Source organism: Paenibacillus sp. GXUN7292 (genome assembly GCF_050864975.1).
Taxonomy (GTDB): Bacteria; Bacillota; Bacilli; order Paenibacillales; family Paenibacillaceae; genus Pristimantibacillus.
The window spans coordinates 69,673-91,904 of record NZ_JBOZWO010000029.1 but is presented as its reverse complement, the minus strand read 5'-3'; the positions used below and the strand labels follow the sequence as shown (position 1 = coordinate 91,904).

Annotated in this window: 14 protein-coding genes; 4 read left to right on the top strand and 10 right to left on the bottom strand. The window is 47.6% G+C overall.

All coding sequences use genetic code 11. From position 1 onward, the window contains the following. Window positions 1–258 precede the first annotated feature (258 nt). Both ACRRU2_RS20705 and ACRRU2_RS20700 read right to left on the bottom strand, forming a co-directional pair. Window positions 259–768, bottom strand: coding sequence for a GNAT family N-acetyltransferase (locus ACRRU2_RS20705; protein ID WP_331699087.1), 510 nt, complete (start codon window positions 766–768; stop codon window positions 259–261). 42 nt (window positions 769–810) lie between these two features. After that, window positions 811–3,564, bottom strand: coding sequence for a HAMP domain-containing protein (locus tag ACRRU2_RS20700; RefSeq protein WP_432504638.1), 2,754 nt, complete (start codon window positions 3,562–3,564; stop codon window positions 811–813). Between the two features lie 230 nt (window positions 3,565–3,794). On the opposite strand from ACRRU2_RS20700, the gene ACRRU2_RS20695 reads away from it, so the two are divergent. Both ACRRU2_RS20695 and ACRRU2_RS20690 read left to right on the top strand, forming a co-directional pair. Next, complete coding sequence (locus tag ACRRU2_RS20695) at window positions 3,795–4,190, top strand: DUF4280 domain-containing protein (protein ID WP_432504636.1); 396 nt, start codon at window positions 3,795–3,797, stop codon at window positions 4,188–4,190. A 27-nt stretch (window positions 4,191–4,217) separates the two neighbouring features. Further along, complete coding sequence (locus ACRRU2_RS20690) at window positions 4,218–6,047, top strand: hypothetical protein (protein ID WP_432504634.1); 1,830 nt, start codon at window positions 4,218–4,220, stop codon at window positions 6,045–6,047. A gap of 237 nt (window positions 6,048–6,284) precedes the next feature. Here the strand turns inward: ACRRU2_RS20690 and ACRRU2_RS20685 are convergent, their stop codons facing one another. After that, on the bottom strand, window positions 6,285–8,516 hold the full coding sequence (locus ACRRU2_RS20685) for a family 78 glycoside hydrolase catalytic domain (RefSeq protein ID WP_432504631.1): 2,232 nt from the start codon (window positions 8,514–8,516) through the stop codon (window positions 6,285–6,287). A gap of 157 nt (window positions 8,517–8,673) precedes the next feature. Between ACRRU2_RS20685 and ACRRU2_RS20680 the strand changes: the two genes are divergently transcribed. Then, window positions 8,674–9,549, top strand: a complete 876-nt coding sequence (locus tag ACRRU2_RS20680) for an AraC family transcriptional regulator (protein WP_432504629.1) — start codon at window positions 8,674–8,676, stop codon at window positions 9,547–9,549. Window positions 9,550–9,701: 152 nt separating this feature from the next. Continuing rightward, window positions 9,702–10,481: an alkaline phosphatase family protein gene (locus ACRRU2_RS20675; RefSeq protein WP_432504627.1), complete on the top strand. Its 780-nt coding sequence runs from the start codon at window positions 9,702–9,704 to the stop codon at window positions 10,479–10,481. A 367-nt stretch (window positions 10,482–10,848) separates the two neighbouring features. Here the strand turns inward: ACRRU2_RS20675 and ACRRU2_RS20670 are convergent, their stop codons facing one another. Genes ACRRU2_RS20670 through ACRRU2_RS20640 form a run of 7 tightly spaced genes read right to left on the bottom strand, consistent with a single transcriptional unit; the run spans window position 10,849 to window position 22,227 of the window. Then, window positions 10,849–12,552 carry a hypothetical protein gene (locus ACRRU2_RS20670; RefSeq protein ID WP_432504625.1) on the bottom strand — a complete coding sequence of 568 codons (1,704 nt, stop codon included), beginning with the start codon at window positions 12,550–12,552 and terminating at the stop codon, window positions 10,849–10,851. Window positions 12,553–12,574: 22 nt separating this feature from the next. Beyond that, complete coding sequence (locus tag ACRRU2_RS20665) at window positions 12,575–14,650, bottom strand: phage tail protein (RefSeq protein ID WP_432504623.1); 2,076 nt, start codon at window positions 14,648–14,650, stop codon at window positions 12,575–12,577. Between the two features lie 12 nt (window positions 14,651–14,662). Further along, a complete protein-coding gene (locus tag ACRRU2_RS20660; protein ID WP_432504621.1) occupies window positions 14,663–16,822 on the bottom strand; it encodes a putative baseplate assembly protein in 2,160 nt (719 codons plus the stop codon). A 14-nt stretch (window positions 16,823–16,836) separates the two neighbouring features. Beyond that, a complete protein-coding gene (locus tag ACRRU2_RS20655) occupies window positions 16,837–19,956 on the bottom strand; it encodes a baseplate J/gp47 family protein (RefSeq protein ID WP_432504645.1) in 3,120 nt (1,039 codons plus the stop codon). 20 nt (window positions 19,957–19,976) lie between these two features. Then, complete coding sequence (locus ACRRU2_RS20650) at window positions 19,977–20,378, bottom strand: GPW/gp25 family protein (RefSeq protein WP_331699119.1); 402 nt, start codon at window positions 20,376–20,378, stop codon at window positions 19,977–19,979. Window positions 20,379–20,403: 25 nt separating this feature from the next. Then, window positions 20,404–21,120: a phage baseplate assembly protein V gene (locus ACRRU2_RS20645; RefSeq protein ID WP_432504619.1), complete on the bottom strand. Its 717-nt coding sequence runs from the start codon at window positions 21,118–21,120 to the stop codon at window positions 20,404–20,406. Window positions 21,121–21,126: 6 nt separating this feature from the next. After that, the gene (locus ACRRU2_RS20640) at window positions 21,127–22,227 is read right to left on the bottom strand and encodes a phage late control D family protein (protein ID WP_432504617.1); all 1,101 of its coding nucleotides are present in this window, start codon (window positions 22,225–22,227) and stop codon (window positions 21,127–21,129) included. Window positions 22,228–22,232: the final 5 nt, after the last annotated feature.

Here is a 22,232-nt window from a genome sequence, read left to right as displayed (position 1 = left end):
GCTTTTTGGGCGATTTATTGACCAATAACGGAACGTCTGTCACTTTACCGCCTCAAAGCAGCAATATTGGTCGTAATAACGGAACGACTGACCGGCTAGAAAAAATGACGATTTAATAAGGATAAAGCAAAATCTGAGTGAAGCGGAGGGTCGCAATTGCCCGCAGTGAATCGACTGCTTTCCTGCATTCATTAGAGCTGCACATTGTCCTATAATTTAAAAAAACCACCGCCCTCTTCCGGCAGTGATTTCTTTAAGCTATCCCAATTGCTTCAAATAAAGCAGTTTTCCTTCTCCAGGATAATAATATTCCGGCAGATGGCACATAAACTGAAAACCATTGCGTTCAAACATATAACGCGCGCTGGCGTACTCTGGCAGATCGCAAGTGAAGGTTTCAATATATCTGCCATTGCGCGATTGGCAGAAGGCAAACATCGCATCAAGCAGCCTGTAGCCGAGCTTGCGATGACGATAGGAGCGGTGCACACCGAAATATTCAAGCCGATATCCTCCGCTGCGATGTTCATTTTCCACAAAAATAATGGCCGATATAATATGGCCCTCATCTTCCTCATACCAGCAAAAAACATGTTTCTCCTGCAGGCTGCGTATAGGAAACCACTGCAATTGCTCCGTTTCTCCTGGAGTAAAACGCTGATCATCAAAGCAGTTCTCACCCAGCAGAAAATCTGATACTTTGCCTGCTTCTGTACCATTTTCTACTGGCTTGATGCCCGAGTACTTGTTCTCATTGCGTCCTTCCATGCCTGTACGACCTCCAACTTTAGTGCATTCTTTCTTTTACTCTTAAGATATTCGCAGCGCTATATGGCGATCAGCTGCCTCGCCGCCTTGCACGAAGCGGTCACATTCGAAAAAGTAAAGCTTCGCGGCTAAATCGTACCGATTCTTTTTCACGACAGCTACAAAGCCTTCTCTCGCATCATAAAAGCGTCCAGTTCGAAAGTTATCTACAGCCTGCTCGAACTGCTGTTTAGTCTCATGCTTCAGCTTGCGAATCAGCTCCGAATCACCCGCATACCAATCATAAAGCTCTATCGCTTCTTGATCCGCATCGACTATTAAGCGCCCTAATCTGCGAACCTGCTGCGCCTCCTCTGCCTTCAATTCCTGCATCGTCGATTCTGTAAGCAGCACAGAAACGCCAAGCTTTGCAGACACCTTCTCGAGGTCCAGCGACAGCTGCACATGATTGGATACAACACTGCCTTCCATGCGCTGCTCCTCGCCAATAATGCCCAGCATAACATCGCCCGTGTGAACTGCAATACCGATATCAATCGGCTCCTCATGCGCTCTAAGCTCCATATTGTATTGCTGCAGCTTGGACCGCAGCTTCGAGGCTGCATCAATCGCAGCAGACGCTCCATTAGGGAACATTGTCAGCATGCCAGGCCCCAAGTAACGGCTCGTAAACCCGCCGTGCTCACGAATGGTCGGTCCAAAATATTTTAAAAACGAATTAATAAACTGAAAATTTTGCTTGGTGCTCATTTGCGCCGAGGCCTCGTTAAACCCTCTCATATTGCAAACCATAATCGTCATGCGGCGGTTCTGCTGCTCGCCTAGCTTGATTTGGGTCATATTCGTCTTGCCAAGCACCTTTAAAAATTGCTGCGGCACAAATCGGAAATAGGAGTTGCTAAGCCGTGTAACCTCTTGAATATATTGATGAATCGAGCCGGCCATCATATTGAAGCGGTCGCCAAGCTCCTCTACCTCATCCCGTGAGCGGATATCAACCTTCACATCCCACTCTCCGTTAGCGATCAGATTGACATGCCGCCGCAGCGTTCGCAGCGAAGACAGCAAGTATACAGTCAGAATGGTTATCATCACCAGCAAAATAATGCCGATTAGAGCAAACAGCTTGATCACATCGTACAAAATATTCATATTGCTTTGCTTGACGCCAATCATATCCTTGCCCGTTTCATAGATGCCGATGATTTCTCCATTAGAGTGATAGATCGGTCCAAGCGCATACATCCACTCCCCGGTCTCGTCCTCCCACTCGCCAAGCACAATCTCGCCGCGCTCTATCACTAGCTGATTTTCTTCATTAATTGGAAAGGGCTCGAACATCGTCGTGCTGTCATCATCATCCATAACAATATAAAGCTTGCCGTTCATATAACGGTAAATCGTATTGTACAGCCCCGAGCGATCCTCGCCGGCAAGAGAAAATACTTCGTTGATGCGTTTTTTAATATATTGGTACTGATTGTTGCCGTAATCCTTCGGAGAGTTCAATAGCTTCAAGCTATCGCCATCCACTAAATATTTGCCGTTAGCAGCTAATATTTTCAATTGCTTATACGTATCTGCCTTCATTTCCGCAGAGAAGGAAGTATATACAGAATAGGACAAGCCAACCATCGAGATCAGCACAATAGGCAAAATAACGGCCAGCTGCTTTACAAGCAGAAACAATTTGCGCTTCATAAAATCGATATAGATCATTCTTGCTGTCATAAACAAGCTGACCGCGAATACGGCAATCAAAAACCAATACAATACCTTTTTCAATACAACGGGAACAGGATATTTGTATCCAGTCAGTACCTTTTCAATTTGCCCATCCGCATTTGCCAAAATCATCTGATCCGTTGCAGCAGCCAGTATACGGTTACCCTCTACCGTCAAATGGCTGAACTTGGCCCACTTTAAATCCGAGCGGTAATCAAGTAGCTGCCGAAGCGAAATAACGTCCGTGCTCTGTTTCCCTGAGGAATAAGAAATACTTTTAATTGCCTGATCGTGCTCGTCAATATAATAGACCCTGCCGTTATTGGAGGGAGCGATTGAAAGAGGAAAGTTAAGCAGCCCCTCCGCATTGCCTCCTGATCTCTGTTCGGGGTACAGCATCGTCCAATTGCCATTGGCAAAATAATAAAGAATACCTTGCTTGCTCGTAGCAAGGAACGTATTATCCCCTGTCCAGGCAAGCTCCTTCATGCTTGCCCCCTCCGGCAGTACAAGCTCGTCTATTACTTCAGGCTCGCCTGGTTGATCCATTGGCAGCTTCAACAAGACCGCTTTACGATTATTTTCCTTACGGAAGAAATACAACTGATCTTGCTGCAGCATAAGCGACTGAATATTGCCTATACGATATAAGTTGCTGGATTCGTATTCCTGCTCATACAAAACCTTTATTTGAGAGCCGTTAGGGGCAATTTGTAAAATTCGTTCGCCAAGCACCTTCAGCCCGAAGCTGTCCAGCTTCGTTTCGAGCGCATAAGCCGCTCCCCTGCTGTCTGCCGCAATAGAGTTGAACATATATACCGCATCTGCCGCCATGCCTTCATTGCTGGAATAGGAATATACGAGCATTCCGTCCTGATCAACCTTATGAATCTCCTTTTTAGAATTTGCAATGCTATAAACGGCGTTCTGCTCATCTATAGCAACACGGGAAATATTCGTATATACAGCTTTTGATTGAAACGGCTGCAACGACCATGCATCCCTCATTAACACAAGCGAAGCAGCAAGCATTGCTAATATTCCAAGCATAATAGCCAGCTTTGTTCTCAATGCAAACCTCCTTTCTGCACGCAAACTTTTCCCACTTGCCTGCTGCTCTTCTATTAATCAATCAAGAAATAAGCCTAACCAAGCGGGTTGAAGGCATGTAGAAAAATGTCGTTTTTTCTAAGGAAAAAAATATAAATATTGCCGATTATTATCATAAATAGTAGAATAATAGATGTGAATAGTGATTGTTAAACTAAGAATAACGTAAAATTCTAATCTATTTTGTAAGGGTGATCACAATCGGACAACTTGTATGCGCCGGAGCAGTAACAAATTGCAGCTTTGGCTCTTTTCCAAGCAGCCTGAATATTTTGCCAACCAATCGCGTCATGTCCAGCACGCCGGCAGCAACTATTATGGATAACGTTCCAGGTGTTCATATTCTGCCTTTCGGCATGTGTTCGTCTCCCGCAAATCCAACCGTTGCTTCCGCGACCGCAGCAGCATTTGGCGTTTTAACGCCTATGCCCTGCATGCCAGTAACGACTGCGCCTTGGATGCCGGGCTCGCCAACTGTAACCATTGGCCCTTTCCCGGCTCTTAACAGCACCTCTACCTGCCTATGCCAGTGGGGGGGAGTCATTAAAATTACAAGTCCAGGCCAAATGACAGTTCAAATCCCTTAACAATAAGGCTCAAAGGAGTCGGGTTCATTGATCGAACGTATCGTTAAACCATTTATCAATCCTATTCAACGCAAAATTTTAATGCCGCTTAAACGCGCAAAAAACTGGCCTAAGCTGCTTGCCAAATGGATCAAACGATTTTTCAAATCTATATTAGGCCAGAAGGAAATAACAAAAGCGAGCTATGTGCCTGTCGGCAACTACTATATTTCAAAAAAGCTGATCGTCATTATCATACTCGTCATACTGGTCGCCTATTTCTTTTTGTTTATACGACCGCCTAAGTTTATAAATAAACTGTTTAACCGCAAGCCGGCCATTACGATGAATGCCGATGGCGGAGCACCCAGCTTCTCGGGTACAGCCAGGCTGTTTGACAGCAACAAAATACTGCTCTATAACGGCGATCTTTTGAATGGCGCCTATCATGGACAAGGCAAGCTGTATGCCGCAGCTGACAAGCTGCTGTATGATGGGCAATTTGCCAATGGTCAATATGAAGGCTTTGGCAAGCTATTCCATGAATCTGGAGCGCTTTACTATGAAGGCAATTTTTCACGCGGACAATTCAGCGGAGCGGGCACCCAGTATGAAGAAAACGGAGTTGTTCTATACGACGGTTTATTTGCAGAAGGCGTATTCGAAGGGGCAGGCAAGCTGTATGACAACGAGGGCAATCTAATAAAAGAAGGCGAATTCGCCAAAGGCAGTTTTGCCAGGGGTAAAATGTTCTCGCCAAGCGGCGAGCTGCTGTATGATGGACAAATGAACGGTGAAGCCTATGAAGGCGAAGGCACTGTGTATGCCGCGGATGGCTCTATTAAATATTCAGGAGGCCTTAAAGCCGGTTTGCCGCACGGTCAAGGCCGGGCTTTCACAAATGCCGGGGTTCTCCTATATGAAGGCGGCTTTGCAGCAGGTATTTATACAGGCGAGGGTACTATTTTCAGCACTAACAACCAGCCTGTTTACCAGGGCGGCTTCCTCGCAGGCAATTACCATGGTGCCGGCAAGCTGTTTTTTGACAGCGGTCTGCTGCGTTACGATGGGCAATTCAGCAACGGCAAACGCGCAGGTGCAGGAACAGAATATTTCGATACAGGGATCGTTAAATATAAAGGACAATTTCTGTCAGACAGCTATGAAGGCAGCGGCACGTTATACAATGAAGAAGGACGAACCATATATAACGGCTCCTTTATCAATAACCAGTATCAGGGTGAAGGAGAACTGTACAGTGAAGAAGGTACATTAGCGTACAAGGGCTTCTTCAGCCGCGGAGTATTAAATGGGCTTGGACAATGGTATGCAGACAATAATCAACTGCAATATAATGGCTACTTCCATGCAGGAAAGCCTGATCCTTCACCCTATCTGGATATGACCGCATCTGATCTTGAAGCGCTGCTCGGCAAGCCTTCAGCGGTTGAAACCTTCCTTGACAGTGATACGCTATCTGAGGACAATGCTGAGGTAAAAACATTAGGCAAGGATAGCCAGACGGAGTCTATGGATGAGGAAGAGGCTCCAGATCATATCCGGGAACCGGAAGCGCCGGCTGCGCCAGGAGTAACCAGGCTGCTGGAATACAAGCCGCTTGGTCTGCGGTTTCAAGCGCGAGCTGACGACGGCAATATTGACAATATGCGCATTGAAGAGCTTGAGCTTTCCAATAAAGCGGTTCTTCAAGCCCTCTATGAGCTATTGCAGCAGCAATATGAGGACGACAAGGACACGATCCAACGTACCCGACAAGGTGCGTCTATTACGTACAGCTGGAATGATTACCTCTATGAACTGACCGTAAGCAGCAAGGAAAATGTTTTATCGGGAAGGATTATTAGAGCCGTTAACTAATATAACTGACTGCCGATTCAGTGCGGGCAACCAATGACAAGCAACAAGGATAAACGGCTCCGCCGTCCTTTGGACAGGCACGTTTACCGATGAAATATAGGAACAGGTATAAGGATACAAAAACTTATACTTTCTTATATTTTAAGAAAAGGGAAACCGAGAACAGGAATCCCTTTTCTATTGCTTATTATCTTATCCGCAATGAATAGGCAGCCTCTCTTGTGCTTCGCTAGAAAATTAAAGTATCGTTTCGCTTATACCTTCCTTCAGCTCCACTTCGTAATAGCTGCTGCCCGCACTAAGCTCCAGTCTGGCACAAATGCCAGCAGGTATATTCGTAGTAACGATCACATGACCTTCCTCCGCCTTCTCCCAGCGTGCATGCAAATCGCCTTGAATCGTCCAAACTGTTGCTTCCGCAAAATCGAGCGACTCTGGCAAATATGGGCGAATGACAGCCTTCTTAAAGCCAGGAGCCTCCGACTTGATGCCAACGACATACTCTTGCAGCAATCTTCCCGGATAACCGTTCCAGGCATGCGAGTGGCTCTCAATATCTTCCCAGCCTTCCCACAGCGTCAATGAGCCTTGCTCTATCATATGTCCCCAGCCTGGATATTCTCGCCGATTTATGATCGCGAAAGCCTCAGCCTCACAGCCGTTCTCAAACAGCATGCGGAGCAAAGGGAGCGACAAGACGGTTCGGCATTCCCAAGCTTTATTTTTTACATAATTAAGGGCACGCTCCCGTCCCTCCTGCGGCACTGCGCCTGCATATAAGGCTATTGCCGTAACTCCCTGGTGCGCGGCTGCGGCATCTATGCTATCCTTGTATGCGCCTGCATCTGGCAAATAGAGATGCTTGTTAATATTTACGAGCAGCTTCTTCGCTTCCTTCTCAAATGTTTCCTGATCTGCTGACTTGCCCAGCAAACCGGCAACACGAGCAGAAATTTGCATAGCCTGCAGCAGCTTTATTTGCTGTACCGTAACAAATTGCCCGGCATGCTCAACCGATGGATACGGCCAGTCGCTAATATGCCAGCCTTTATCTAGCGGAACGAGCCCCGTGTTTGCATCTATTATTGCAATATAATAATTAACCATTCTAATCATCGTCTCATAATAAGTAGCCAATAACTCAACATTGCCTGCAGCTTCATAAAGCTTCCATAGCAGAGTGGCATAATGCAAATCCCATTCCGGTATTTGAATATTAAAATCAGGACACTCGAAAGTCGTCGGCGCCACAAACGGAAATGTGCCATCCTCCAGCTGTGCATCAGCAAAATCGGACAATGTTTTTTCCAGCATAGTAATCGCTTCGAAATTATAAATTAACAGCTCTGCCTGCAAATCTGTATCAGCCAAATATTGCGCTTGCTCACGATGAGGGCAATCTACAAATTGGCCCAGCGCATTGTTTTTTTGTGTACGTACAGCTGCGGCATACATATTATTCAACAGCTCGTCTGAGCATCTGAAACTTCCAGCGGAGCGGATATTCGTTCGGGCCGTGCATACAGTTATTCCATCACCTGCATCTACTACATCGGGATAGCCCGTTATCTCAACATAACGAAAAGATTTGTAAGAAAAATCAGGCTGCCATTCTTCTATTTCCTCACCGCGCATCGTATATTCGTCATAGTAAAATTCAGAGACTTCATTGGCAACGTTATGTCCAACGCGGCCATACTCATTCAAATTCTCAGAATAACGCATACGAATCATTGTTCCTTTGTATCCTTTAAGCCTAATTCGCGGCCATCCGGATACAACTCTGCCGGCATCAAAAACTTGCACATTTTCTTCCTTTCCGGAATCATGCGGCACAGCCAACTTATTGGTCGGCAGTTCTTCTTCGATCCTGCCCTCCGGTATAGCCTGCAGCTGCATGGGCCAATCGCCGCCGCTAATAAGCGCTAATTGCACTGGAGCTGATCTTGCGCTGTAATCTCCCCCAGCAAGCCGCCAGGCCGGATCCCATTTCCTTGCATCATAGGCCTCAACAGCTGATATTCTTCTGTTTTGTTGGTAAGGAGCCCCTATCTGATGCGGCATATCCTTGAGCGCCAGCCAGCTAGTATCCGACAGCAGCTTATGCAGCCTGCCGCTTCCGTCCTTCCAATGCAGCTCCAAGCGAAACCCTGGAAGCCCATTAACAGAATTTTGACAGTTTCCTCCCAAGTAATGGGCATCTGCCGTTATACAGTTAGCTCCCTTGTGCAGAAAGCCGCTAACCTCATACCTGGTATACAGCTTTCTTTTCTCCGGGTAGGTCGGAGCAGGCGTCCCATAGCCTCCGAGCTTCGTCCCATTTACATATACATGCGCATAATGGTGGCAGGAAACATACAGCTGTGCTGTCTCAAGCTGCTCAGGGATATGAAATTCTTTGCGAAAATAGGCAAAATCATTAATCTGGATCTGGCTGGAGCGCCAAATCCAATCTGCTTCCCATTCCATTTCTTTCATCTCCTTACTATTTTTCAACAGCATAGCATAGTCATTTCTCTTGTTTACAGGGGGCAATCTGTGATATGAATAGGTCAATTACATCTTTTCTATAGGAACAGGTTGAAAACGTATACTTTCTATTATTTTAATTAGAGGGGTGATTCAGATGACAGCGGACCTCCACACCTTAGAAGGAAAAAGCTTTTGGGATGAACGTTTTCCGATGTACATTACCAGGGAACGCGAAGCCTTTACACTGCCTCTGCATATTCATGACTTCATTGAAATCCAATACGTCGCCGAGGGCAAGGGCTTTCATTATATTGGAGATGAGAGAGTCGTCGCAGAGAAGGGCGACCTGTATATTATCCCTATCGGCACGCATCATGTATACCGTCCTTCATCGCCATTATCCAAAAATGAATTGATCGTCTACAATTGCCTGTTCGACAAGAATGTCCCGCAACAGCTGGGGCTTTCCTATCCGCTTCCAGCTGAAATCTATTCACTTTTAAACGGGGAATCCGCTTCTTATCGCAGGTACAAGGATACCAGCTCAGAGGGCCGTCAGCTCTTGGAAGGCATGCATCAGGAATACTTTTCAAAGCAAGCAGGCTATGAGGCTGCCTTATATGCCCAATTAACTAAGCTGCTAGTTTATTTATACCGATTGGAAACGAATCAAGCTTTTTCTATGCCAGCCTATTCTGGAATCAGCATCATTCTTTCTTATATTGATAAGCACTACAACCAGACGATCACACTGGCAAATGCGGCTCAGCTCATTTCGACCAGTCCCAGCTATGTGCAAAAAATATTCAAGCAAGTAACCGGGCAGTCTTTTATTGAATACATTCAAAACGTTCGGGTTAAAAAAAGTCTGGAGCTGCTCCAGCATCCGTTTTATTCCATAAAAGAAATAGCAAATCTTGTCGGGTACCGTGACCTGAAGTTTTTCTACACCCTATTTAAAAAGAAAACCGGACATTCGCCAGCGCAATATCGTTCCCGCTTAACCACTCCAAATATAGAGAATCAGTAATATCCTTTTTATTTTGGCAAATAAATAAAAAGTGTTTGACGACAGTGCCGTTACCGATTATATTGTAGTTGTGATTAAGTGTTTTTCGTTGTTTTTAATTGTTTTCATACAATGGATTAGTTCCCACCAAATGGACGATCGGAGTGAGTGCTTTGTCAGAAAAGGTTTTGCTAATATTGATTGATGGTATGCGGCCTGATAGTTTAGAGAAATGTGCACATCCTTTTATCGAGGAAATGAAAACGAAGGGCAGCTATACGCTTGATGCTCAAACCGTTATGCCGAGTGTAACCTTGCCTTGCCATATGTCGCTTTTCCACAGCGTGCCGCCGGAGCGCCACGGCATATTGGAAAACACTTATACGGCACAGGTACGCCCTATATCGGGATTGTTTGAACAGCTGGCTGCCAATGACAAAGCATGTGGACTCTTCCATGATTGGGCGGAGCTGCGCGACTTGGCGCGCCCGGGCTCGCTCGCTCATAATTGCTTTATTTCGGGAGATGCACACACGTATGAAGCAACAAAAAATATGCTGACCGGCAAAGCAACGGAATATATAAATGAGCACCAGCCTGATTTCACCTTTTTATATTTAGGGCTGGTTGATGTGATGGGGCATAAATACGGTTGGATGTCCGATGAGTATATTCAGGCTGTTTATGATTCTTGGGTATGTGTGGAGGATATAACCCGTGCCATTCCTGAAGATTATACGATTATCGTTCTCTCTGACCATGGCGGCCATGACCGCAGCCATGGCACGAGCATGCCGGAGGATATGACGATCCCGATCTTTATAAAAGGGGCAGGCTTTACCCCAGGCGGACAGCTGCCGGAAGCTTCGATTATCGACGTTGCCCCTACCATTGCTAAGCTGTTGGATACACGGTGCAGCAAAGATTGGGAAGGAAAAAGCCTTTTGCCTTAGCCCCAATGAAACAACAGTCTTCCCAACTGGTCAGTCGTTCCGCTATTGCACCCAAAATAGCAGCTTTGAGGCGGCGAAGTGACAGACGTTCCGCTATTGGTCAATAAATCGTAGAAAATGTCACATTTAGAGTCGAATAGCGGAACGTATGGCCGCGAAATTTAAAAAATGGCGGTTTTAAGGAAAATAGCGGAATGTGTGACCATTCCCGCTCCATTATGGGTAACAGCAGCCCTCTGCCCAAACTTGACCGCTGCAGATTCCCTTTCAATGCTTGCACAGCCCTCTACGAAAGCGAAATAGGCATCCTCAAGTCATATTATGACTTTGGGGATGCCTGTTCTGTTTAATAAACTGGCCAGCCGGTTTATTGCTGCTTTGCAGCCGCTGCGCTCTGCCAGCCTTCATTTATTGCGTCGCTGGTCAAGCTGTCTGCATACTCGCCAGCCTCTGCTTTAACGGCCCACCATCGAATTTTAATTCGGGTCCGCTCTGTTTTTTGATGCAAGCGAATGCCAATCCGGAAGCTGCCCTTTTTCGGAAATTGTACGGTGCCGATCGATATTCGCGGATAGCTTGAAGCAAATTCGCTGCCCTCGAATATTTCTTGCGGACCCGTGTATATAGAATTGCTGCGCTGCCACATTTCAGGCACCGGGATATCAGAGTGCTCCGACTCGTCTGATAAAGCTGCTGTAAGCAATACAGCCTCATTTGCTCCTATTTCCAGGCCATGTTCGATTTCTTCGGAATAGAAATTTTTCTGCCTTCGCTGATACCACTTTTTCACGGTCTGCGAAACGATTGAAATTTCTACAGTTCCAGAAGCAATATATCTTTCTTTCACTTCCTCGTGCTCCTGAGGAAAAAGCTCTTTGAATTCCTGCTCGATATCTGGAAATTGTACAATTGCAGCACTGTCCTGCTCTATCCCCTTTGCTTTGGCAGCATCGGTACCTGCCTCGCTTGCAGCCGAATAGTCATGCGCCTCTTTATCGGCTGCGGCAAGGAGCTTATACAGCAACGTCGGGTTAATGACATAATCTTTAAACGGCAACGATTCTACTTGATCAATGACATAGCTGGCTCCCATCTGCAGCAAATGTATTTTGGCAATGTATAAGCAAGGCTCAGCAGGCGATTCGATTGCACGATCCAGGGAACGGGAATGAAAGGCCTCCAAAATCCGCTCCAAGGCGCTTTGCCCAGCAGTTTCTATCATCTGCTTAATGTTCGATAGCTCATAGATGAGCTTATCGCCAATTACCAGCTTCGCAGTCCCTGCTTTTACACCGATGGAAATGACCTGTTTGTTTTCCTGCTCCTCATTATGCAAAGCACGCAAGCTGATTCGTTTTTTATAGCTGGCAGCTCCGCCATCCGTAGGCTCAGAAAATACGATCTTCCCTTGTATCAGCTCCTCCGCAAGCTCTGCATGAAGAAGCTCCGGCTCATATTCAAAAGAGATATGCGGTGTCTGCAGCGTCTTTTCGACAGTCAACTCAATATGGAACAACTGGCCAGGCTCTACATAACGCGGTACAGTCTGAAGCACCCTTACCTGCCCGTCATCGTACCACACTGTAGTATCTTCAATTAATGCATCGTACTCCAGTGCGGAAGGAACTGGAGGCTGTTCCTTTACGTAAAGGCGATAGCTTTCCAAAATACGATTATGCTCGCTTACCTCTTCATTCGCGCCTAAGGATCCCGTCACTGTATGCACAGGCTCCTTGCCTTTCTCATCATAGGCCAGGCAAAGATAAACATTTTTGGCATAATCATTATTTGTGAATCCATCCATGTTCGAGAGCTTCATCGTAACGGGTGACGGTACGATTATTTCTCTTCCTAATTGGTCAAGCGCCGCGCCCGCTTCAATCGATATCGATTTATCATCCACTGCAACGACCTGAAGACCTGTAATTACCCCGCTTCCAAACAGCAAGCGGTTCGATAGACGCCGTTTGTCTGAATAATAAGTTTGCTCTGACATAAAGTCTCGGACCGTAAGCAGCTTGCCATAAAAATACCGATTGCGCTCAAACGGAATATACCTTGATCTGTTCATTGCTAATCTCCCACCCTTGCATTTATTCCAAACGAGAATTGAGGCCCAGTCTCGTATGCTGGTCCATCCGGTTTTCCTGTCCAACATCTATCGTAATCGTATGATGGGGCATTGACGAACGGCCATCGAGCGTCAGCAATGTCGGTTCAGACAATATCGTATTCATGCCCAAATACGAATGCAGGTCCATATACACCCACGGCTGCAAAATAATGAGCTTAAACGTCGCGAAAGCAGGCTTATAAGCATCGATCAGCTGCTGGAGGGATACCCGCTTCAACTCCGTATCTACCGTTTCCGCCTTGACCAGCACATTAAACATATGCGGTTCAGCAGCATACAAGCGGTCTGCCACCTCGCCCAGCTCAACATTTTCCTTAAGCGGCTTTACTTGCTCATATTCCAAAATGATCGGTTTTTCGCCCGTGTAAATCTCGATCAACCGCTCCAGAGCCGATTTTGTGCCGCGCAAGCTATACAGCTGCGGGGCGGCCTTGAGCAGCTTGCGCAGCTGTTCATCGCTCCAATCATCCTCCGTCTCGATGCCTAGCCAGCCAAGCAGCCAGCGAAGCGAGCTGCCCGTTACCTGATTAGCTTCAAGAATACGTGTAACGCCCTGAATCGAATCGTCCACCTGCTCGATCATCGTTTGAAAAATACTCAAATAGCGTGATAGAAAATCACTAGAATGCTCGTCCTGCTGATAAAGTGCCGGCAAATAATCCAAATAGCTTTGGCGCGGAAAGTAAACCTCCATGCTTCGAATGCCGGGCGCATTATTCGCAGAACCGATCAGCTCCACGTACAACCAAAGGTAGCGTCCCTTCGCCTTGTGAATAAGCGCATCCTGCGGGTCCTTTAAAGGTGTTGACCAATATGGCGCCAGCAAAGCCAGCCTTTCCTCTATCGGTATTCGTTCATCAGCCAAAAAACGTTCTATCGTCGTACGCTCTTGACCCAGCCATATTTCACGACTATCCGAGGCATAATAGCGGATATTCATTTGCGTATCATTTTGACGCGTTGCTTGCAAGACCAGCCTGTGCCACTGTGTCTCTGCCTCGCCGCTGTCAAGCGCCTCGCTGATCCAAATGCCCATCCGGCTGCCGGTCGCTTTCCAGACAGCCGGCTCGGATACCGGTACAATGCGAAAAACCAAGCGCTGATCTGCATTCCATATATACAAACAGCTATGTCCTGCAATTAACAGCTCGCCAGCTGCATTGCCGGTATAGCCGTGCTTCATTACAGCTCCTTCAGCATTCAAAGCAAGCAAGGAGCATACATTCCGATCCTGCTTCTCCGCCAGCAGCAGCCATAGCAAATTTTCCTCTGTGCAGCATAATGAAATCATTTCACAGCTGTCAGGCAAAAAATCCATATTGCTTAAAGCAGCATAATTTCTTAGCAAATCCACTTCAATCAGCTGCTGCGTATAGCGATCCATTATCCAGCATGTTGGTGATTTTCCTAAAACAATTTGAAATCTGCTGCCAGATTGCGTGTGAGGTTCGGCTTCACCCGCGCTGTTGTCGACTGCAGCTGCGTCAAGCGGAATGCGATAGGCCGGCAAGCCGGAAACATCGAAGCGAAGCAGCTGCAGCTCTGTCTCAGCGCCTAGTGTCGCTATTGCAAGCCAGCCCCCGGAATGATCCGGCGCGATCGCTTGAATATGAAAGCTTTCTTCATACCAATTGTCTGTTGTCCAGCGAATTTGCGATTTATCGATTTGCAGCGCCTCCAGCCTGCTGCTTTCACCTTGAAAGGCAATTACTACCGCTTCACCCGCCGCCGCAATATACGTTGGACTCCCCGCGTTCTCTTCAAGCTGAATTATTTTCTCCGCATATCGGCTTGCAGCATCCATTCGCCATACGGTTCTCTGCTCATCCAGCACGTACCAGCGCCCTTCAGAATCTGCTGCTGTATTTGTCACTCCAGCTATATGCTCGCTGGAAGCCAGCTGATAGCGGCTTTGATGGCGATAGACCTTTTCCCTTACGATACTATAGCCGTCTTTTTGATGCTCCAGCTGCATGGAAAAACCTCTGGCCCAATCCGGAGCTCTACGAAATGAGAAAAAAGTGCGATCACTCATCCAAACAGCCTCCTATCCGCTTGCAACAATAAATTCAATGTCATGATCTCCTGATATGGCAAGGCCGTTCGGCGGAATGCGAATATCCCCGCCCTCATCGACGAATGCGTGATTACCCTCGGCTGACAGCCAGACATCCTGTATATACTGAATACCGGGAACGCGATGGATAATGTTGAATACATCGCTTTTATAAATTGTTTTGCCAAACTCCCAGCCCGCCTGACCTTCGCTGCCATAGGGCTGCAGCCACTGCTGCAGCGCATGCCGCACTTCATGCTCTCTTCCTTCATAGCGCGGATGCACGACAACTATGGATCTGACAGTTACTTTTATATAATCCGGCGGGATTACATGCAGAGTTGTGGTAAGCAGACGATACGGCTCCAAATGCGTTCGAATCGTATGCAGCATGCCTTCTGTCGGATACGGCAGCGGACTGCGGCTATAGGGCACAACAACTACCGCGATATGACCAAGCTCGCTATTGCCGGCAGCTGCGCCTCTTCGCGGATTGTAGCCATTAATCGCTTTGATGCGCACTAGTCGCAAGCCTGGTATTTCCCCTACGCGCTTCTCGATATCTTGCGCCGTAATGCCGCATTTAGGTTCTAAAACCGCAAGCTTTGCCCGCTGCAGCGCAGCTTGCAGCGATTCCTCCTCCATGCCTCCATATGCCGGAAACAGGTTCGTTACATGCAAGGGAATGTTGAAATAATCCAGCTCGTGAATGGTGTCTGCTTTTACATTACCGGCTGCTCCGGTCCCTATTCTGTAATTTATAATTCTAATGTTGGGCTGCGTGCATGCTGGGGGCACGACACCATGAACGCCATCGGAAAAGCGAATGACACCTTCTTCTGTATCAATAATATAGTGAAGGCTTGCATCATCCGACTCGTCAAAATCATACACCCGTTCCCAGTCCTGCCATAGCATCGTTTGCTTATCATCAGCAAGCCAGCCGACCTGAATGCCGAGCGTGCCGGCAAGCAGCGGCTGGACTGGCAATACATACTGCTGATGAGATATGCCGGTACCGGTCCCCAAATAAATATGACGGCTGAATTCCCTTGCATTGGCAATTACCCGAATACTTTCCTTGCCGCTTGGCAATTCCACATTAGTTTGAAACTGCAGGCTGGCCAGCTCATCCGTATAATTAATCCAATAGCTCGAGGGGGACACGTCTACCCAGCCAGCTTTGGTACGAAATTGTACTGCCAGCTCGCTCTGCAGAAACAGCCCGTGCTCGAGCATGATGTCCGGATCAGCCTGACTGCCGGCCTCTTTGCCATTAAAGCATACCGCCATACACAACGTTTGACCTTGCGTCGCAAATACTTCATTCCATACCATTCGGCGTATGCGTGGCGGATCGTTATAGCCCCCTCCAGCAAGCAATGCGCGAATGCGGCGCACTTGCCTGGCCCCTTTTGGTATCGCAAATAAAATAGGACCGCTTTGCTGCAGGCCATAGGTTTCATCCCGCTCCATCTGAAGCGGACGCCAGCCGTCAGCTTCTTGCTCCTCGTTGTCAGCCGTATGCCAATAGCTCCATTCGATTTGCCCTGAAGGAGTAAAATGCTTGTATCTGGCCGGAATACGGTGGGCAGGATCCTGGTCGTCCAGCTCGATCCACAGCGAGAGCGGCAGCAGCTGAGGCAGCGCCTTCCCCAGCGCAATAACCATGCTCGCTCCCGCTTCAGCCTGTTGACCGAATGGATAAAACGTCACTCTGCCCGAGGTCATATCCTCTTCTATTTTATTAACGCCGTCCTTTGTATAAGTCGTAATTTCCTGATTAGAATCCGGCAGCACTGTAATCGCACGGATCGTTTCAAAAGGCAAATCTCTCACGCGCAAAAGCGTACCATAAGGGATATACATCGGATACGGCGATTTTGAAATACTGACAGAAGTCGTCGAAGGAACGACATCGCGCGTAGTCTCGCCGAGCAAGCGCAGAAATTTGCGGTCATGGCTGGCTGTAATACGATCCGTTTGAAACTGCTGCATTTCCAGATGCCAAGCGAGCAGCTCCAGCAAAGTAATGCCGGGATCATGAGCATTCTCATCCGTCCACTCAGGAATAATACCCGGGATCAGACTGCGCGCTTCGCTTACAAGCTGTTCAAAGCTGCGATCATCCAAATTCGGTAAAGGCAACATGCTTACTCCCCCTTTTATCTGTGCAGCTCAACGATAAGCCGGTGCTTGCCAGCAGTTACTACGCTGTTCGGCAGCTGGTCCATGCGATCGGGATTCCATTCCTGCCGCTCGCCATCCTCTACCTTATAGACATCGAGAGCGAGCTGCGGAATATGTACAACGGCGCTTAGCGACTTCATCAACGCATAGAACATGGAGGAATGGATGCGCTCGCCGATGCCCCAGCCTTTCCCGTCCGCCCCGCCGGTTATAGGGTGAAGAAATTGATCAAGCTTTCGCAGCAGCTCGTTCTCTACAGGCACAAGCTGCTCCATGCTGCGCACCCATACGGTAGCGCAGACGCCTATTTCCAAAATAGCCGGTCTGATTACGTGCAGCTTGCCAGGAAATGCCGTGCCTGCTGAGGCTTTTGCAATAAGACTGGTCTCGACAGCCCGCTGTATTTCCTGGAATTGAACATCGCTGCCCATACCGGATTTTGGCAAAATAACGATCGAAACTGCTCCAGCCTCTTTATTGAGCAGGCGGTTAACGTTAGGCAAGCATTTGACTTTTGCTACGTTGGAGTGAGCTTCACGAGCCAGCCACTCGTAATCCTGTGCGGTGACGGCACGATGGCGATGCACAAAACGCTTGGCCCCCCGCTCTGACGCTTCCTCCAGCGTGCCGGCGTCACAGCCGCCTGCTGCCGGATAATGGTTAGTCACCTTTTCCACAAAAGCAATCGAGCTTTGCAGCGTTTGAATGGAATGAGCCGGCACATTGCCCTTCTCTCCCCCTCCGCATGCATAGGTGACTCTTACAATATCGTTGCCGCTGGCAGGCAGCGCCTTGCCTGATTGGCCATTGCCAAAGGTAATGCGTCCTGTTGCCCGGTCAATGCGGTAATGCCGGTCAGACGGAGCGGAATGCAGCCACTGCAGGGCAGGCGTATACTGCACCCAAACACGCATAGCTTCCTGTTCCGAATCCTCTATAATGTCGAGCTTCAAGCCGGATTGCTGCAGCTGGGCCAGCTCACCGGGCAGCAGCGCCTCTGTTTCGTCAACCCATACCTCTTCTCTCAGCACGGGTGTTTGCGATAACACGTAATGCGCATTAGGCTGCCCGGACATATCCTCCTGCTGCTCCAGCTGTCTCGGAAACTCATTGACAATCGTATTTTGCTGTACGGCAAGTGTTGTATTGAGCAGCAGCTCACGAATTCGAGGGCTGACTGCAGCAGAGCTTACAGCATTGAAGCGCTCATCCCGATTAATGGCCCGAAGCCAGTAGCATTGCTTGCCATAATGCATCGTCCTCGCAAAATCCGCAGGTCCCGCAAATTGAATCGTTCCGCTTTTCGTAAATCCATTTGTATCATCGGCAACAGGCAAAGCTGTCCAGACGGAATGCGAGCCTGTTCTGCGCAAATATTGCCATTCCATCAAAGGCGGATTTTGCCCTACTGACCTTGAAGCTGCAATATCAGCGTACAAATGAATCGGTCCCCGCTCTGGCGGCGTATCAAAGCCCAGCCATACCGCTGGCGCTTGACCTTCCAAAGCTGTAAAGGGGCGGATGGGCATTCCGCCAGCCTGCACCTCATGTGTTCGGTCCAAAAGCTCCAAATTATTGTAAGCAAGCAATTGCTCAGGACTGTGAACAGGCTTTTCATAACCGTATCGAATATGCAAATTTTGAATATGCGGTGAATAGTAAACGGCATTAGATGAATAAGCATTCGTAATTTGCAATATTCTTGCGCGAATCCAATAATTTTCTTCTGCATTAACGATAATTTTTGCTATATCATCGGGGCAGCAGTAAGACACTTCAAAAACCATACGCCCTTCCCATACCGTTTGAAACAACGTGCGTGATTCCGGCGTTACAGGCAGGATTGCCCATGAGCGTCCGTTCCAATACTCCCACTGCAGGGTTGCAATCGTCACCATATCAGGGATATCCTGCGCGTCCACGATTTCACGGCGCATAATCGGCTTCCATTGAATAGGCTTCGGATGCTCAGGAATCATGCGATGAGGGACAAGCTCGGCATCGAATTTTATGTTGATTGTTGCACTTCGCTTTGAGAACGCCTCTTCGCTGGCGATATAAAACAAGCCGTACGGTGCAAAAATTTGTCCGAATGGATAATAGCTGTTATCCGCAATAAGCTGAACATCATTAAAATATAATCGATCAGGAACCAAGCCTGACCGCTCGGAGGCTGCTGCATATTCGCTTTTGACCAGCATACGTTCAAATTGTGCTTTTCCGAGCAGGGAGGCTGCTTTGTGCTGATCATTCCCAAGAACACGGCAGCGGATAAAATAACCGTAGTCTCCATGGCATTCCACCTGCCGTACGGCATACGGACTAAGCTTCACAAGGCGGATAATATTGCCTTTGCCATAAGCCCGGTCAAAGCTTTGCCAGCCCTCGCCAGTCCAATACTCCCAGGCAACCTGCTTCAGATCAGTCATCCAGCCGGCGGCCTCATCAGCAGCGCTGCCATGCTGCGAATGAAGCAGGGTCAGTTCAATAAAGGACGGCCCATGCAGCAAAAATAAAAAATCATGGCGTATATATAAAACATGCTCCTGCATATTTTGTCCTTCAAGGCCGAATAAAGCTATGCCTCTTCCGTCATGCTCCTTGAGCAGTCCGTTATCGCCAATCATTACGATTCGATCCTGCTTCGGATTGACAGAAATAACATCGGTCAGTTTAGCGGTTGTAAGCAGCACGGGCTGAACAGTTTCAAACAATACAGACTCGGCTTCATCCGCATGGCTCGCAGCTGCTTGTACGCCTTTATCCACAAATATGGAGTGCGGTGTCCCTTCCGCAAGCTTAAAGGTCAAATAGGCAAGCGCAGGCATAGCCGGTGCAAGTGCAACATTAAAATGATTTAAAAAGGTGATAAAGCTTTTATAAGGCACCTGATTCAAACGTTTAATATTGCCTTCCAGCAAGTGAGCGAATAATAGGGCTAGAGCTGTGCCAAGATCAGGATTGTCCGGACTAAAGCGCCACTCAGGAGCATAGCTCGGCGACATCTTTTTCATCTGCTCCATCAGCTGTGTCTTTGTGCGATTGTCAATGATCGGAATATTGCTGTAAAATCCCTTATCTGTACGCTCTTTCATCAATTATCTCTCTCCGCCTGTTAATGTGATCCCTCAAATAAATAATAAGGGTATACCTGATTAAACAGGTTATTGGTCGTGCGAACGGTATACTTGACGTGGATCAGCAGTCTTTGCTCCTGGCCTGTCTCCCGCTCTACCTGTACTTCTACTTCATGCACGCGCGGCTCCCATGTCCGTACAGCTTCCTCAACCTCAGCCTCTATTAAGCGCAGCGTCGTATCATCATTTCCCTCAAATAAATAACGGTTAATGCTGCAGCCGTAATCGGGCCGCATAATCCGCTCGCCCTTGGACGTCCCTATTATGATTTTGATCGCTTCTGCGATGTCATCCTCATACTGGATATGCCTTATGCGTCCTGTAACCTCGTCCACTTCAATGGGAAACTTCCAGCCGCGCCCAAGAAAATCCTTTGACATCCTCATTCCTCATCTCATGCCCAAATTAATTGATTTTGACGATAGAGCCTTTAACAGTCACAATTCCGTCGGATTTCAGATTAAGGGCAGCGCTTGCCTTAAGATCCAGCGTAGCCGTAGCCTCCAACGCAATTTGCGCTGCCTTCAGCTTAACTTCCTTCATGCTTTCAATTGTGACAGTTCCTTTATTGTTCAGCATAATTTTGCTCGAACCGCTGGCCAGCTCAATTTGATTGGCGGAGCCGCCTTTTATTTTGAGCGTATGCTGTCCGCTTTTCTCCTGCAGCGTAATTTGGTCCTGTTTATCCGACAGCACCAATGCATGTCCGGATTGCGTTTTCAGCGTTATTTTACCATCGCCGTCTGTATCGTCGAAAATAATTTCATGCCCTGCTCTGGTCGTAATTTTACGTATATTGTTGCGCTCATCCTTGCCATTGGGAGGAGGCGCATTTTTGTTCCACATGCTGCCAATTACAATTGGCTCGCGCAAATCCCCCATTTGAAAAGCAATTAGCACCTCATCGCCAACCTCCGGCAAAAATAAGGAGCCGCGCTGCTTGCCTGCCATGAGTGTCGCAACACGCGCCCAATTCATTGCATTTTGATTATCCAGCACAGGAATTTTCACACGTACACGTCCTAGATTCTCGGGATCCTTGTTGTCCGTTACTATGCCGATGTATACACCGTTAACCAATCCAAGCAGCTCATCATTTCTACCTTGCAGCGAATCATACATGGCTGGCTACACCGCATTTCCTTGCACGCTCATACGCGTCGAGTAGCCTGACTCGTCGACTGTATGTGCAGCGCTTTTTATGTAATAAGGCTGATTAAGCTTTTTTCCGAGGCCATCCAGCTTGATGAATCGCCCAGCGCGTATTTCCGGCAGGCCAATACACTCCGCTTCACCCGTAACAAGCCTCATTGCTCGCTCATTGAGCGCGGCATCAGCCTTCTCTCTTGCATCCTGATAGTCCTCTGCATTCAAATAAAGAAACTCTTCAAAGCTGCCCAGCTTTTTCATAATATCCTGCCCTGTTGCCGGATTCGTTCCAATTCGCTGCACACTTGAAGCAGAGCCCTCAATAACCTGCTGCGTGCTGGAATCCCAGCTCCTTACAGTTACTCCCGATACTTGCTCTGCGATATTGTGCTCCACATGAAAATAAAGTAAATGCTTGCCCCTGGATAAGGTCATTAACGGAGATTTGCTTTGATTTCTTTTGCGAAAATATAATGTTTTTCCAACGATAAAAAATTCATAGTTAATGCTATACGCCAATGTTTGCAAAAACTGATAGTCATTCTCCGGTTTTTTCGGAAACGTGGCGAGTACGTTATTCGTATCATCAACAACAAAGCTGTTAGCGCCATACTGTTGACCAAGCTCCTTGACCATATCAGACAGCTTTTTATTTGACCACGTTTTAGCCTTGCGTCCCAGCATCATTTTGAAGGACAGATCCATCCCGGTTACAATCAGTTTAGGGGTTTCATTTTGCTGAAATTCTATATTAACGGCTGTAATGTAGCCGAAGAAAACGGGGGTCATGCGGTCCAAATAGCCCATATGAATTTCGAGCGTGCTGCCTAGCGTCAAGCTTTTTTCGAGCCACTGAAAGTCACGCGTAACCAAATTGTAGGCGTTGACAATAGAGAAGGTAGCCGTATCCGCTTCGCGGGTCGTTGTCGTTTCGACTGTAACGTAGCTTATAGCCATTCCTTCACGGACAACATCCTTGTTATCCACCATTATTTTGTAGCCTGGCGCGATAAAGTTCCGATATTTCGTCTCAAGCTGCTCAAACGTAAATTTGTCTGTATTCAGCTTCAAATTGCTCATAACCG

What these genes read in the sequence shown, in the direction of transcription:
- ACRRU2_RS20645 (WP_432504619.1), bottom strand. Translation starts at nt 21,120, where the DNA reads ATGTATGATTCGCTGCAAGGTAGAAATGATGAGCTGCTTGGATTGGTT.
- ACRRU2_RS20650 (WP_331699119.1), bottom strand. Translation starts at nt 20,378, where the DNA reads ATGTCAAAGGATTTTCTTGGGCGCGGCTGGAAGTTTCCCATTGAAGTG.
- ACRRU2_RS20660 (WP_432504621.1), bottom strand. Translation starts at nt 16,822, where the DNA reads ATGTTGCCTTTACCGAATTTGGATGATCGCAGCTTTGAACAGCTTGTA.
- ACRRU2_RS20685 (WP_432504631.1), bottom strand. Translation starts at nt 8,516, where the DNA reads ATGGAATGGGAAGCAGATTGGATTTGGCGCTCCAGCCAGATCCAGATT.
- ACRRU2_RS20680 (WP_432504629.1), top strand. Translation starts at nt 8,674, where the DNA reads ATGACAGCGGACCTCCACACCTTAGAAGGAAAAAGCTTTTGGGATGAA.
- ACRRU2_RS20670 (WP_432504625.1), bottom strand. Translation starts at nt 12,552, where the DNA reads ATGAACAGATCAAGGTATATTCCGTTTGAGCGCAATCGGTATTTTTAT.
- ACRRU2_RS20640 (WP_432504617.1), bottom strand. Translation starts at nt 22,227, where the DNA reads ATGAGCAATTTGAAGCTGAATACAGACAAATTTACGTTTGAGCAGCTT.
- ACRRU2_RS20665 (WP_432504623.1), bottom strand. Translation starts at nt 14,650, where the DNA reads ATGAGTGATCGCACTTTTTTCTCATTTCGTAGAGCTCCGGATTGGGCC.
- ACRRU2_RS20705 (WP_331699087.1), bottom strand. Translation starts at nt 768, where the DNA reads ATGGAAGGACGCAATGAGAACAAGTACTCGGGCATCAAGCCAGTAGAA.
- ACRRU2_RS20655 (WP_432504645.1), bottom strand. Translation starts at nt 19,956, where the DNA reads ATGAAAGAGCGTACAGATAAGGGATTTTACAGCAATATTCCGATCATT.